The following is a 14,387-nucleotide window of genomic DNA, read 5'->3' on the forward strand; positions in this document are numbered from 1 at the left end:
GAGTTGATTAGTATGGATAAAATAAATACTCCACTTAAAACCATTATTGCCATAGTGATTGTATTATTATTAATGTTAGTTGTATCTAAAATAATATGGAAGCAACCATTGAATTATTCTGATATTCTCATGATTATCGCTGGTATCCTAGCCATTTTTGGAACTTGGCTTAAAACAAAAAAATAAATTTGCAAAACGCCATCTACTGATAGATGGCGTTTTTAGTTAATCTAATTACCTTCTTCAAACTTTTGATCTGTCCATATACTGCTAATCTAGCAAGTAGTATAATTAAAAATGTTAGACTTACTGTCAAAAAGAATTATTTTCGCCTATTTAAATGTAAAAAAAATAGCGCTATATATTTGTCACTATTTTTTCTATTATCTATCTGACGTAAACAACCGTTTTTAGCACTGTTCTATTATAAAGTAACGAATATCACCTCTAAATCTTATCAGTCTAGAATTTCGCTATGTTATAATAAAAATATCAATTCTTGGAGGTTAATATAATGTTTCAATTCAATCTTTTTTTCTTTTTTACTTTTATTTTTATGGTTATCCTTTTCATTTCCAACTATATTTACAAATTTAAACTTAAACAATTTAAAACAAAATATGATTCTCATCAATTTTCATCAGATAATAGCCCCTTATACAAAATATATCCTGTTGAAAAAAAAATCCACAAACTGATCTATTATCTGTATATTATTGGTTTAGTATTATTTGTAGCTGGATTATTTTTAGTCTTGTCAAATATGGATGTGTCTATTAGTTACATGCAATTTGGGCTATTTTTATTAATCCTTTCTGCTGTTATTAACTTAGTTGTGACTATTAATTACTTCAGGATTATTAAAAAAGAGCAACTTGCTTTGCAAATATATTCATCGTCCAACAATCTTGAAAATAAGGTGCTTTTTATATTGCCTGCTAAGATTACATTCTATAAAAAAATTTCATATGTTAGTTTATTTTTGGCTCAAAGTTGTTTACTAGTATCACTCATTACAGAGTCTGGTCTTGTTTAATTAATAATATAAATATCATAAAAAAAGCGATTAGATTATAAATAATCTAATCGCTTTTTCTATCTTTCTTATCATATTCTTTCTCAATTATTAATTTAAGAAATTAATTCTTTTCCCCAAGTAATTACTGATAAAAATACTGTTGCGGCGGCCACAGCTGCAGCCCCTACTACGGCTTCTGGAAGAAGAGCAATCCCCCCTATTACAACTAATGCACTTATCGCTACATATCCTGCCTGCATATTATTATTTTTAATCGAATCTGCTACACGTACATAATCTACAACAGGAATCGGAGCAACATTAAGTGGATTTACATACGTTTCAACTGTCACTTCCAACTTTTCAGTGATCGTTTGACCATTGCGTTTGACTTTATACTCTGTTTTCACAATTACTTTAGTTCCAATTCGTCCATTTCGTGCAACTAGACCCGTCTCAATCATCCCATTTTTTACAGTAGGTCCCAGTTTATTAATGGCACTTTCAAGGTTATCTTTCTTCACGTCATTAAAAATATCGTTGTATTTATCAAGGGTTTCTTGAATCGGATTAAGATAAGGTTTCATATCTACAACCCCGTTGGTTACTTTAAGTTTTGCTAATCCGTTTTCTGATTCAGAAGACCAACTATTCTTAACCGTTACATACACATCAATTGCGCCTAAATGTTGCTCGTAGGTCTTATTCGCTTCAATAGTGACGTCTTTGAAATATAAATCCTGATTCAATCCATTTAACAAGCTATGGCTGATTGCATTCACTTTTTGACTAGAATCAACATCAAATTTTATCACTCCTGCATCTCTTCCTGAAGAAGCAACTTGATCAATGGCAAACAACATATCTCCTCGTCCAACTGTCATTTCAATAAATTGATCAAAGGCCCATTCTTTAGGCATTTTAAAACCTAAGTTCCCACTAAATCCTGTCGACATATCGGACACAAAACAATTCGTTACAGCCCCTGCATCTACAGCTCTTTGACAAACATTTCGAGTGCCGTAGATACCTGATTTGTATAAAGAAATAGTGGATAGTGTATCATGAACCGCTTTGATATAAGGCAATACAGTCGATCCAATATTTCCATCTAGAACATCTACGTCAACTGCAAAGTAAATAGTAGAACCTGCTGGGAAACCTAAGTCCATAGCTGCTTTACTCGCTAAAATGGCATCCGTTTGTCCTTGAGAACTAGTAAAGTAACTTTCTTCCCAACCTCCATCTTGATAAATAGGGAAAATGCTAAATCCTTCGTTAACTAAGTTTTCAATTTCTTCACTGGTTAAATATTTATTCCGTTTGTTTGCGCCTGTTCCAACTGAACCTGTTAAATATCTTCCTACCACACTAAATTCAATCGCTTTTAAATATTGAATTTGTTCCAACGTCAACTGTGTAGAGGTATCACACGCAATAGAATCTCGACTTGTATTTCCTGCACTGGACAATAATCCTTTAATCACAGTCATATCCGCAGTGCTTGTATACGAAGGCAACTTCATGAATTTTCTAAATGAAATAATTTCATCTCCTACACCATTAGAAAATACACCATTAAAATCTCCTGTTTTGTAAAATCCGTTAACGTATAATCCCCATTGAATAATTTTTACGATATTGCCCGTTGCTCCTATGTTTACTACAGGGGTTCTACTAGTAGTCCCTGGTCCATAAATTCCATTAGCTTCTGAAGGACTCATCCCTTCTTCCGCTTGTAGAGCGTAGATTAATGCTGTGTTCGTCTCTCTTTGATAAATACCATCACAAGGTAAAATACCAAAGTATGCTTGATAAGACGCATTTAAATTTTGTTGCATAGCTCTAATTTTAGAGTCTCCTCCTGGAACTAATACAAAAGCGCTCATATCAAACAATGCTTTTAATAAAGGTACGGTTAATTTTCCATTACTAGCAACACCAGCATTTTTTTGTAGGGAACTAATTGCTTCCTCTGTCTCTGTAGTATATTTCCCATCCAACGCTTGTGGAGACATTCCTTTGCACCAAAAAGCTCCTTGAATCAAATACACAACATTCCCAGTGTATCCATTTTTCAATTTAGGCAATAGTTCCGCAGCTTTTTTCTGTGTTGTTGGTCCAAAATTATCCGATAAATCCGTAATACCTACTTCGTGTTGGAATCCTCTAATTAAACCATAAATAGTCGGCCATCCTGTTTTTCCATTTTCAGGAACACTCCCAAAACCATTGACATTTTTATACGTTTTATTTAACCATTTTTGTGTTGATAATACCATTTGATCGACCATTCTACATTCCTCCCAATTTCTTTTATTCTTGTAAATTAGCTTTCTGTTTGCTTTTAATATCAAACTTAGTGACTTAGTTCGAGTTCACAACGTCTTGTGAAAGTTGAACGACCGTTCTAATTTAGTATAAGATAGTTCCTGTTAAATAGACTCCTAACTTTCTGTCAGTATTCCTTTTAGTTTCCATCAATGTTCTTTTTAGAACAGAGAATAAACAACCTCTTTCTGAATCTATCAAAAAAACCTGAAGGAAATCCCCTTCAGGTTCATATTTACTATATTTTAGCTAGCATACTTAGTTTCCATAGTTTTCAATTTCTTTGTCTAAGGGTTCTACTCTATTTCCCTTATTATCAATAATAGTCGTTTCTGATTTAATCATGTGGCTCTTTTTTACATAAATAAAACCTACTGCAATAATAAGAATCATTACAATCAAACTCAAAAATAAAACTACTTTTTTCTTCATAGGCCACTCCTTAACGTTGTCTATCTAATCTCAATCTATTGAATTGCTCTTAGGTGATAGGTTTGTCCAGATCTTGGATTATCTACCAAAAAATAAAAATAATAAGGCGTATAGAATGTGTAAGGCGAACCACTTAGTGGTAAATTATAGGACTCAATGACATGTCCAGGATCGTTTGGGTTAGAAAATGTATTTACACCAAACCCACCAATTCTAAAAGTTAATTTGAATGTTTCTGAACTGTTCATTGTTCCAAAAGAATAACCGCTATATCTACGGCCAGATCCAGAAAATCCGTCCGATTGATAGGATGCCGAGTTGTTAAGCCACTTAACTGTTGTAGGTGGACTAACGCCTCGGAGTATTTCCTTGTATTGATTAGTTGGCTTCACTTCTTTACCATCTTTGTCATAGATAATCGTTTTGTTGGGAATTTCATTTGTTTTTTCATCTGCATGGACAATCGTTGTTTCCCATAAAAATGATAGAGAGAATAAAACAAGCAGGGATACCAAAATATTTTTTTTCATGTGAATCTCCTCCAAATAACAGTATTTTATATAAATAATGAATGAATCATTTTATATATAACAAAAAACAACAACCCTATTAAACAATTTGAAAAGTTCTTATATATCGTAGCCTAGATGTGTACCTGCATCGATTCAATGTGTATTTCGTGTTAAATGAGAATTAGTTATGAACCTATCCTTAGTATATCAAATTGTATTTTTATTCCATTCATTTTTTCTTGATTGTTTAATTTTCTATCTTATTCGTTTTCTGATACTTTTTAAATAAAAAACTGTCCATTTTCATTTGTATTCCTGTAATTTTATTTTATCGATTTAAATATTTAAATTCCTCATTTTTTTAAATTCACTCCGCAAACGACCGTTTTTGACATATTCTGAGAATATATGTTTATTTACAGTGTTTGAATTATCAGCTACGAAATTATTGATGTCATTTTGTATTTTTTTGATTGTGTACAAAGTAATATTCTCTCCATTTAATGCTTCTATTTTTTCTATAAACTTGTTGCCCTCACTTTTATTTTCTAGTCTGTAGTCAGACGGATATAGTATAATCAATCTATATCCATTATCTTCTAATTCATCTTTTTGTTCATAAATTTCTGAATTATCTAAACTAATTGTGTTAATACTGGGTTCCCCCTCATTAAATCCAATCACAACTACATGGATTTTTGCATGACGGATTTTTCTATATTTGTTCAATAATTCTTTAATCAGTAATAAAAGTATCTCTTTGCTTAGAAATGGCATTTCAGTAGAAGAATCTGTTTCTCCAACTGCTTTCTTTATTAAATCAACTGGGCCAGTGCTATTTCCTGTAAATCCAATCAAAAAATTATTCACTTTGATTATCTTTTTGTAGTCTTCTTGTACTGCTTTTTTATTTTCTCCTGTGACTTGACCATCTGACATTATAGAAGCAAAGTCTTTTGTTATAAACGCTGAAACAAAACTCATTATAAACCCATCCTTCTCTAATCATTTTTGATCATCCTAATAATTCGTCTTTAAGAAGTTGGGCTACATACAACTGTAGTAAATAGTTCACTTTTTAAAGAATTTATCCATTTAATTTTCAGCTTCAGGAATTGAAAACTCAGTCCATATCCGAACTATCGTTTTTGAAAATATGATGTCCTATTTATTAATACATAACTGTTGATTGACTTAACTCAATATTTTTATTAAATTCAATAAATTCAGCTTCTATTTTCTCTTTAATCTGGCTCTCATCACTATCAGAATATACACTCATATAAAAACTAAATTGACTCATTGAGTCAATATGCGAAATATTTTCATTTTCGATAATTCTTTTTAATCGACTCTCAGATGTTTTATTAGCAATTAATAAGCTATTCGAAATTAATTCTAGTATCGATATTGGTTTATTAAGTCCAAGGTGGAAGAAATCATCATTTGCTGTGATATTTTTTTTCCCTTCTTCATCATCTATGAGAATATTCCAAGACAAGTGCAACAAAGCTATATATTGTTCTAAAAAATATCTCGCATTACTAAACGAGTCAAGAAATGCTAGTGGAACCTCTTCATCATCTATTTCATTCCAATTCTTTATATATATTTTCCAAAGTAGTAATCCGAGCAACAATATTCAACGTATTTTGTACACTGTCTCTAAGGTTAACGTATTCTTTTAATAACCTATAATTCTTATAAATGAACACAATACCTTCAGGTCTTCTTGTTCTTCTTAACTCAATAGCAGTCTTTTCCATATATTCAGCTATTTTTTCCTGCTGTATATTCTGTTTTTCTAGTCTTTCCAATATTTCATTATATATTGACTGTTGTTTATCATTATTCTTTCTTCTATCTTTTTCGTCTGTTTCTCTCTGCCTTAGACTAATATAAAAAAGTAAAAAGTTACAGATAATGGAATCAACCTACAGATTATCTGAACTAAATAGTTCCCTGGATCATCATTTAACTTACTCAGTATAACTTGAAAATTATGAATAAATATTAACATTAATGCAGAAGCTACTCCTAAAAATACATACATAAACTTTTTCATAAATATCCTCCAAAATATAATAGGCAAACTTTTTTCTCTCAACATACTAAACTAGAACAGTGAAACTCCATACTTTCAGCCTTTTTAAACATTTTTGATAGTTTGATTTTATTGAACTTGCTAAAATATTCTAATCATGTAAATAACTTGGTCATTTGGCATTACGGTCATTAAACCTCTTGCTTCTCTAGCTAATGGATTCGATTGAATTATTTGATCGTTCAAGTTAAGTTCTGAAAGAATTTGAATCTGTTTAATGATAAAAAGTGATCGAGCATTATTATCACCGTTAATTTTCTTTTCAAAAATCGTAGACCCTCTATCTTCAATTTTTACTAACCACTTGCTGGACATTTTATTCTCTTCTTTCTGATTCTTTATTGGATAGAAAAGAGAGTGCTTCAACAAATCAAGAGAATTCTCAACCTAAACTCAAAAAAGTGAAGAAGAAAACTACTACTATACGCTGTGAAGTAAATACATCTCATAGAATCAATGCTTTCGTTACTGTAGGTGGACATGATAGCGTACAAGAACTATTAGAAGTACTGTTAGATGAACATGAACAAACATTTTCTACCGATGAACGTAGAGAAATTCGCACATTAATTGATGTATATCAAAGAAAATAAAAGAAGCATATCAATCTACATGTAGATTGATATATATATATATTACTAAAACAAAACAGAGCTCTAAAAAGTAAATAACCAAGTATACGAATCTACATGTAGATTTGTATACTTGGTTATTTTAATATTAAAATAACTAGTCAAAAATGTTGTTTGTAACGATTTAATACTTTGATCTCCAATTAAAGTTTTGACAACTTTATCATTTTTAATATGAATTAAAGTTGTCAAAACTGTTACATCATACCTCTCTAAAGTATCCTTCATTTTATCTTCACTATTTTTACGTTCTTTATCAATATTGTAATACATTATTTTAATTTTATTATTCTTAGCAAATGTTTCTAATTTAGGTAAAAAAACAGCGTACTCATTACAGGTTGGCCTTCCGAATATTATCCATGAGTCATTAGTATTATTTTCTAATTTTAGAAAGTCCTCATTAGAAATTGGGGTTAACGAATATGTTGAGTTCACATATAAATGATAAACAGGTCTTATAATTAACACACCAAGAAAAATGATAAAAATGATTAATTTAGCTTTATTTTTCATTTAAGTCTCCTAAAGAGTAACACAAGTAACAACTCCTCCAATTCCTCCAGCTCCAAGAGCACAAATACCACCAATACAAGCAGCACAAACTGGGTTAACCGTCAAGCAAGCTGCTGTACATGTCCCAGCAATAAGATATGCAACTGATCCATCAATGCCTAAAACTGCAGCAATACAAGCAACTTTATTCCCAAAACCTCTCGATTGTTTAACATTTATATTTTCTGTATTTTGTAAGTTTTCAAGTCCTTTTTGTAAGTCTCCATCTGAAACATAATCTAAATCAGTAGCTTTGTTTTCTATTAATTTACCATCCATAAAGTTACTTATAATAAATTTATTATCGTCACTTTTAGTGATTAATGACTCTGAATACGTAGATAAGCTAGAATCTTGATTAAACTAGAGTAAGATTACTGATTAAACTATAATTATCACCCTTTACTGGTAATGTAATTGAAGTGTATGTCGATCCAGCTTGATTAATTTCTAATGCTGTAACACCTTTATAATCATAATTTTCTAATGGAGCATTAGTTTTTACTTTTTTTGTAGCAATAAGATTAGCTACATTATTTTTCAATTCGTTAATTGCTAATTCATTTTTAATTTCTGTTGTTGTTTTGGAGTAATCATTCATATCTTTAAATGTTCTTTGCAACTCTTTATCTTCATAAAATTCTTCTGTTTTGGTATCTGGTTCTTCTGTCATTGAAGCATCTACTGATCCTATGAAGAGGTTTCCTATAAAAGCAATTAAGATAGCTGATACAGCCAATTTATTTAGATGATTTTTCAGTTTTGTTGATATTTTCATTTGTTATCGTCTCCATAATATAGTAAAATTTAATTTTTTGTTAAAAAAGATAGGGTATTTTTAGCATAAGCCAAACACCAATTACAATTATAAAGATAATAAAAATAATTTTTTTATTATTTGCGCAATAAATGTTTTTATTTACATCTTGGTTTTTAGTATATAAATACATAGTTACTAAGTTCAGCATCATAATACTAATTATTATTGCCATTTGTATTAAAGAAAAATTGCTGAAATCTTTTTTTGGATTTAAAAGTAAAAATAAAATTAATAATGCTGTATTGAATATGGGAATACAATAAATAATTTTTTTTTTCATATCACACCTGATTTCTTGAAAATTAAATAATTCACAATACTTCACCTTAATTCCTGCTTTGAATGGAACATTTGTTTTCTATTTTTCAACACCCCTCAATTCTTATAATGATAAAATAACACAATTTCATATCTTGTGTTATTAACACGATGATTATATAACGTTTAATACATATTGTAAACACCATACATAAATTCTTGCATGTTTTTTTAATTAAATATAATTTAATAAAAAAAACCTACACAAATAAATGTAGGTCTTTTTACGCCAATCTTCTATGGTTGATTGTACTTATTCATTTCCTTCTTTCTCCCTTCCTTTTTTTATATTCACTAACGAATATAAAACTAGCTGCTTTAGTGTCAATTGTAAAGTTTAATTGGACATACAGAAATATTTCCATTCTCAGATGGTATATAGTATTCCATGCCTCTTTTACTATTTTCTCTCTGAATAATCATCTCGAAAGCCCAATTTTCGTCTACCCTTATTGGAACTAAAACGCTAATAACACCTTCTCTATTTTCTTTAAGTTGCTTATTTTCTTTATTCATGCTAAATATCTCCTTTATATTATATTTTCCCAAAGAAATATTAAACTTACTAATTTTTTCTCTGTATACATAATATAGCTGATGTCGTTATTACTTCGAAAAATCTTCATTTTTTATTTTTCTAAGATATCTATATAAAGTAGATTGACTTATTCCAGTCATCTCTTTAATCTCTCGGCCTGAATACTTCTTTGTTTCATATAAACTTATCGCTTGATCTAATTTCTTTTGATCTACAGGCGGACGACCACCCACAAGTCCTCTTGCCCTTGCACTTTTAAGACCTTCTTTCGTACGATCAACAATTAAATCACGTTCAAACTCTGCAAATGCTTGAAAGACGGTTAGCATTAATTTCCCCTGGGGAGTAGACGTATCAAATTTTTCTTTATCACTGATCACATTGACTTTTTTTTGAGAAAAGAAATCAACAAGATCAATTAAATCTTTTGTACTACGGCCAAGTCTACTCCAACTTTCAACGATTACCGTATCACCTTCTCGAACAACATCTTTTAATTTATTTAATGCTGGTCGATTAGATTTAGTTCCTGATATTTTTTCTGTCAAAATTTCATTACAATTATATTTTTCTAAAATATCTAATTGACAATTTAATTCTTGAGAACGAGTGCTGACTCGTGCATATCCGTAAATGTAATTCATATCATCACTCCTACCTCAATTATACCATAAAGGGAGGTTATTAAGACATAGTTTTTAGCATAAGTTTTAGCACTATTTAATTAAAAAAATAATGGATTGTACTTTTTTATTTTAGATGACACTGATTCTATATCGATAAATGACACAAACGCACACTATACTGAGAAGAACGACTATTTTTTTGAGTACATTTAGTTCTTTTGCCAAATAAGTTGAAAGAAATTGTGCCATTTAGATCAAAAATTGACATATATGTTGGACTATAGAAATATAGGTCGTCAGGTAGTAGATAACCCTTAAGAAATTTTGAGAGCGAATACAATATTTTACACAGCACCCGCGGACAGAGCGACTAAATTATCTGGACAATTACGTGTTTTAGGAACTCAGTTAGAAAGCGCAAAGCACGATTATGAGGAAAACGCTGAAGAAGAGAAAGATAATTATCAATTTCCCGGATTTTTCTCCGAAGTAGATTTGATAATAGTGGACGAAGTAGATTGGTTAAAAATACAGCATTTTGAACAATTAAGAGAAATTTATGATGAAAATAACCTTGCTCTTATATTGGTTGGAATGCCGGGTATTGAAAAACGTTTATCTCGTTATCCTCAACTCTATTCTCGTATTGGATCTGCACATGAGTTTTCTGCTTTAAGTAAGGATGAAACGCACCATATTCTCGAATTCAAATGGGAAGAACTAGGTCTTCCCGTTAAAATGGAAGATTTTTCAGACTATAAAGCTGTTACAAAAATCATAAAAATAACTAATGGAAATTTCCGTTTAATACAACGACTTTTCACCCAAATTGATAGAATCTTGGAAATAAACAATTTAACGACCATTACAGTTGAAGTGGTAGAAGTCGCCCGCGATAGTTTAGTAATTGGAATTAAGTAGCGAATTGTTTTATTTGGCGTCATTTATCGTAATAAATGATGCTACATAACTTAAAAAGTGACAGATTAAGCTTAATATGTTTTCCAAAAAAGTTTTTCATGAAAAATTCTAGTTAATTGTGAAAAAAATTAAAAATCAATTTATTTGTTCTTTCTGAACTTCTTTTTACTTTTCATTTGAAATGTATCAAGTATTATTAAAAAAATCAACTATAAAAATCATCTACAGGTTTACCCACTGAACCTAATCCAAAATATCCCCAAACAATTAATCCTAAAAATAAGATTACTTTATTTTTTTCATAACATCTTCCACTATCTGTTAATTAGTACGTAAAAAAATAGTTTGTTCATTATTTAATTCAGTCTATTAGGAATTTAGTGAAGAATAAATATCCCAATGTACTTATATAGTAAAATTATAACGTAGTAAATATTTATTTCATTTTCACTAAAATATAATACCATAACCTCAACATAACACAACTCGCTTGTGTCATGTTCGGTTTCTACTGCAAAATTTTTTATTTTTTCTCGTTGCCATCTTTCATAATCATTCGTTTTAATTCTGCTAAACTTTCAATCCACTCGCCAACGGCTCCTATAAGAAATTATATCGAACAAGTTGTCCGTAATTCCATTATAGGATCCAAGTATATAGTATGAAATGACTAACTCATTTGAATCTAATACTTGATCAGCAATAGATATTGAATTCATCCCAAAATTCACTTTTAATATATTTCACCTTATAAATCTCTACTAAATTACATACAAAATTTAAATTAGGTATTAAGCTTCATTCTTACTTCTTATAATAGTTGCGTTCTTTCAATGGATTATTTGAGTAAAGCTTTATCAGCCTCCAACTTTTTCTGTACTGATTTAATCATTCGAGCAGAGCCATAGCAAGTTTCCCCATTTTTAAGCAAAATTTTCTTTTCCTTAAAATTGACTTCCTGAATATTATCAATATTTACTACAAAGGAATTATGACAGCGAATAAAACCTTCGTATTCTTTTTCTAACTCTTTTAATTTCCCATAGAACTCAATTTGGCGATTATCTAGATGCAATACAACCTTATGCAATGGAGATGATTCAAAAAACATAATATCTTCATAATCAACACTAACGATTTTTTCAGCTATTTTTTGCACAAATTTCTTACTTGTAACTTTGTTGGTCAGTCGATTTCGTTCGCTTGCTACTTTTAGGCAGCTAATAACTCGTCCTTGAACTTCTTCAAAGTTATCTTTAATAATAAAGTCCATCGCAGCTACCTTATATATGAAATTTAAATAACTCAGCTCTGAGTGAGTAGTTATAAATACAATGTCACCATTTGGGTCAACCGCCCTAATTTCTGCACCAAGATTGATACCATTTATCTTGTGATTTAAATCTATGTCAAGAAAATATAAACCAGCTCGCTTACTTTCCTTTACGTAGGTTAATAGCTCTTCTGGATTATCTGTCGCCAATGCTAACTGCATATCCAGATTTTCAATCATAATATAATTGGTTACATAGTTAATTATTTTTTCTCGCTGCTCTTTTTGATCCTCACAGATAAAAACATCAATCATAGTTGGCTCCCTCACTTCATTATTTTAATTTCTTGTTTAAACTGTCGCTCATCAGTATAAGTATCTAGCTGAACATTGGTTACCTTAGCAATCAACTCTTTTAAAGTAGTCAAACCTAAGCCACGATTCTCACCTTTAGTGGAAAATCCCTTTTCAAAATATTTAAACACCTTATGTCCTTCATCTACAAAACTATTCCAAATAACAAAAGAAATCGAATTATTGAACTGAACAAAAGCTACTCGAACTTGCTTCTCTTCAGATTCCGTGGCTGCTTCTATCGCGTTATCTAATAATATCCCCACGCAACGGCAAAGAGTCACACTATCTACATTTAGGTAGTCAATCTCCTCTGGACATTCAAATGCAACATCTAATCCCTTCTCCTGAGCTGTAATCAATTTAGAAGAAATCAACCCTTTTACTTCTCGAACCTTCAGTTGACTTAAATCTTTCATTTTAAAATTGTTATTTTGGATTTCATGACTAATTTTCATAATATTAGTGTTGAAATAATGCTCTAAAGATTCAATATCACGATTAGCAATATAATCTGACATCGATGCTAAAATGTTGATATAGTCATGGCGAAAACGCCGAATTTCAGTATAATTCCGCTCCAATTTTTCAGTGTATAGCCGCATATTTTTCAGCTCGGTTTTCTTTTCTTTCATTTCATAATTTTTTTGGAATGTATAAACTGAAAATGACAGACTGATAATAAATAGTGTAAAGTAGATAAATAAATAAAGTGTATTCATCAATATTAACGAGCTTTGACTACCAGTTATCCTAACATACACAATCATAGTAAAATAAATTATATACGTGAAAAAGCTAAAAAATCCTAGAATGTATTTCAAATTTTGATTTTCCATGCCTCGAGCAATAATATCAATAATTACTTTTTTGCAAATAATAAGCAATACAGAACTCACAATTAGTACAAAAATTTGACGCATTATCATAGCTGATAAAACAAATTCATTGCTTGTTTGAAAAACGCTAGTTACCCCTAATATTTTCTCCATAACAAAGCTAACAATATGATCACCTAAAATTACACAAATCATCACCATTGAAGAATAATGAAGAGCATCAATCCATTTCAATCGACTACATCTAAACATAATTATAATACCAAAAAATACAAAAAAAGAACCAAATATATCTACATATTTATATAAAATCGCCATAATCAAACTAAAAAGTATCTCAAAAAATATAAACCTTTTCCTAAAGAGTTTTTTTTTTGTTAGTACAGTTGATAGTATAAAGATAAAAATAACTTGTAAAAACATAACTATTTCCATACTTAATTCCTCATTTTCTATATAGATAAATTCATTATACCATATATTATTTGACAGTATAGTAGGAATTAATTATATATTTCAGTGTTCTTTTGTTTTTCATGTACTATATAAAAGGGAGCCACTTTTAAATCACAATAGGTAAAGAGAATACTTTACTTATTGAAGAACCCTGGAGTGATTAAAATTATGGATAAGCATATAATTATTCGCTTATTAGAAGCCGGACGTTTTCAACGATCCGCTATCCGTGAATTAGGGATGAATAGAAAACCTATCTGATTAAGCAGGCGTTAGATTTAGAATAAAGTTACGAAAATTATATTCTCACTATTCTTACTACTGACCTGGAGCCGCGTCAAAATAATCGGATTCAAACACTTATAGGTCAAGCCAAATTACGACATAAAGTGACTTTTGATAAATATATGGATAGCCATTTAGAAATAAAACTAAAAAAATAAATTAAAGAATTAAAAAGTCTAAACTTTATCAACCAAAAAGAAAATATGATTTTAATGGGTAATACAGGAGTAGATAAAACACATTTAGCTATCATTTTATGAATTGAGGCTTACCTTTCTGGAAAAAATGTTTTATTTACAAATATTCCCAATTTAATGATTGGGCTTAAGGAATCTATGAGTGTAAATCAGTTTAATTATTATAAACGACGATT

At 30.0% G+C, this 14,387-nt stretch carries 18 protein-coding genes; 5 read left to right on the forward strand and 13 right to left on the reverse strand.

The genetic code is table 11. The features are described 5' to 3' along the window. Window positions 1-12 precede the first annotated feature (12 nt). Window positions 13-186, forward strand: a complete 174-nt coding sequence (locus AC07SW_RS08380) for a hypothetical protein (RefSeq protein WP_162532950.1) — start codon at window positions 13-15, stop codon at window positions 184-186. A 328-nt stretch (window positions 187-514) separates the two neighbouring features. Beyond that, complete coding sequence (locus AC07SW_RS08385) at window positions 515-1,036, forward strand: hypothetical protein (RefSeq protein ID WP_135018197.1); 522 nt, start codon at window positions 515-517, stop codon at window positions 1,034-1,036. A gap of 95 nt (window positions 1,037-1,131) precedes the next feature. Here AC07SW_RS08385 and AC07SW_RS08390 read toward each other — a convergent pair whose 3' ends face one another. The 6 genes from AC07SW_RS08390 to AC07SW_RS08415 all read right to left on the reverse strand — a co-directional run bounded on the left by AC07SW_RS08390 (window position 1,132) and on the right by AC07SW_RS08415 (window position 6,712). After that, window positions 1,132-3,312 (reverse strand): glycoside hydrolase domain-containing protein, encoded by a 2,181-nt coding sequence (locus AC07SW_RS08390; RefSeq protein ID WP_494632656.1) that lies wholly within the window; start codon window positions 3,310-3,312, stop codon window positions 1,132-1,134. 295 nt (window positions 3,313-3,607) lie between these two features. Continuing rightward, window positions 3,608-3,781, reverse strand: coding sequence for a hypothetical protein (locus tag AC07SW_RS08395; protein WP_485400912.1), 174 nt, complete (start codon window positions 3,779-3,781; stop codon window positions 3,608-3,610). Between the two features lie 35 nt (window positions 3,782-3,816). After that, window positions 3,817-4,311 carry a hypothetical protein gene (locus AC07SW_RS08400; protein WP_494632657.1) on the reverse strand — a complete coding sequence of 165 codons (495 nt, stop codon included), beginning with the start codon at window positions 4,309-4,311 and terminating at the stop codon, window positions 3,817-3,819. A gap of 318 nt (window positions 4,312-4,629) precedes the next feature. After that, on the reverse strand, window positions 4,630-5,277 hold the full coding sequence (locus tag AC07SW_RS08405; RefSeq protein ID WP_135023042.1) for a hypothetical protein: 648 nt from the start codon (window positions 5,275-5,277) through the stop codon (window positions 4,630-4,632). A gap of 187 nt (window positions 5,278-5,464) precedes the next feature. Further along, window positions 5,465-5,929 (reverse strand): hypothetical protein, encoded by a 465-nt coding sequence (locus tag AC07SW_RS08410; protein ID WP_494632658.1) that lies wholly within the window; start codon window positions 5,927-5,929, stop codon window positions 5,465-5,467. Window positions 5,930-6,478: 549 nt separating this feature from the next. Beyond that, a complete protein-coding gene (locus AC07SW_RS08415; RefSeq protein ID WP_135023044.1) occupies window positions 6,479-6,712 on the reverse strand; it encodes a hypothetical protein in 234 nt (77 codons plus the stop codon). Between the two features lie 26 nt (window positions 6,713-6,738). On the opposite strand from AC07SW_RS08415, the gene AC07SW_RS08420 reads away from it, so the two are divergent. Then, window positions 6,739-6,990 (forward strand): DUF5388 domain-containing protein, encoded by a 252-nt coding sequence (locus tag AC07SW_RS08420; RefSeq protein ID WP_135023045.1) that lies wholly within the window; start codon window positions 6,739-6,741, stop codon window positions 6,988-6,990. Between the two features lie 63 nt (window positions 6,991-7,053). Here the strand turns inward: AC07SW_RS08420 and AC07SW_RS08425 are convergent, their stop codons facing one another. The 5 genes from AC07SW_RS08425 to AC07SW_RS08445 all read right to left on the reverse strand — a co-directional run bounded on the left by AC07SW_RS08425 (window position 7,054) and on the right by AC07SW_RS08445 (window position 9,904). Next, window positions 7,054-7,545 carry a thioredoxin family protein gene (locus AC07SW_RS08425; RefSeq protein ID WP_494632660.1) on the reverse strand — a complete coding sequence of 164 codons (492 nt, stop codon included), beginning with the start codon at window positions 7,543-7,545 and terminating at the stop codon, window positions 7,054-7,056. 9 nt (window positions 7,546-7,554) lie between these two features. After that, complete coding sequence (locus AC07SW_RS08430) at window positions 7,555-7,863, reverse strand: hypothetical protein (RefSeq protein ID WP_238328709.1); 309 nt, start codon at window positions 7,861-7,863, stop codon at window positions 7,555-7,557. Between the two features lie 79 nt (window positions 7,864-7,942). Then, window positions 7,943-8,362: a hypothetical protein gene (locus AC07SW_RS08435; protein ID WP_463684780.1), complete on the reverse strand. Its 420-nt coding sequence runs from the start codon at window positions 8,360-8,362 to the stop codon at window positions 7,943-7,945. 684 nt (window positions 8,363-9,046) lie between these two features. Then, window positions 9,047-9,238 (reverse strand): hypothetical protein, encoded by a 192-nt coding sequence (locus tag AC07SW_RS08440; protein WP_463684782.1) that lies wholly within the window; start codon window positions 9,236-9,238, stop codon window positions 9,047-9,049. Window positions 9,239-9,328: 90 nt separating this feature from the next. Then, window positions 9,329-9,904, reverse strand: a complete 576-nt coding sequence (locus AC07SW_RS08445; protein ID WP_494632661.1) for a recombinase family protein — start codon at window positions 9,902-9,904, stop codon at window positions 9,329-9,331. 306 nt (window positions 9,905-10,210) lie between these two features. Here AC07SW_RS08445 and AC07SW_RS08450 point away from each other — a divergent pair, with 306 nt between their 5' ends. Further along, window positions 10,211-10,807 (forward strand): AAA family ATPase, encoded by a 597-nt coding sequence (locus tag AC07SW_RS08450; protein WP_463684786.1) that lies wholly within the window; start codon window positions 10,211-10,213, stop codon window positions 10,805-10,807. Between the two features lie 838 nt (window positions 10,808-11,645). Here the strand turns inward: AC07SW_RS08450 and AC07SW_RS08455 are convergent. Further along, window positions 11,646-12,395 (reverse strand): LytR/AlgR family response regulator transcription factor, encoded by a 750-nt coding sequence (locus AC07SW_RS08455; protein ID WP_119908491.1) that lies wholly within the window; start codon window positions 12,393-12,395, stop codon window positions 11,646-11,648. Between the two features lie 11 nt (window positions 12,396-12,406). Next, on the reverse strand, window positions 12,407-13,708 hold the full coding sequence (locus AC07SW_RS08460) for a sensor histidine kinase (protein ID WP_162919175.1): 1,302 nt from the start codon (window positions 13,706-13,708) through the stop codon (window positions 12,407-12,409). 509 nt (window positions 13,709-14,217) lie between these two features. On the opposite strand from AC07SW_RS08460, the gene AC07SW_RS08465 reads away from it, so the two are divergent. Then, complete coding sequence (locus AC07SW_RS08465) at window positions 14,218-14,274, forward strand: hypothetical protein (RefSeq protein WP_238328675.1); 57 nt, start codon at window positions 14,218-14,220, stop codon at window positions 14,272-14,274. Window positions 14,275-14,387 lie beyond the last annotated feature (113 nt).

The organism is Carnobacterium sp. GW821-FHT04C06, assembly GCF_059420345.1.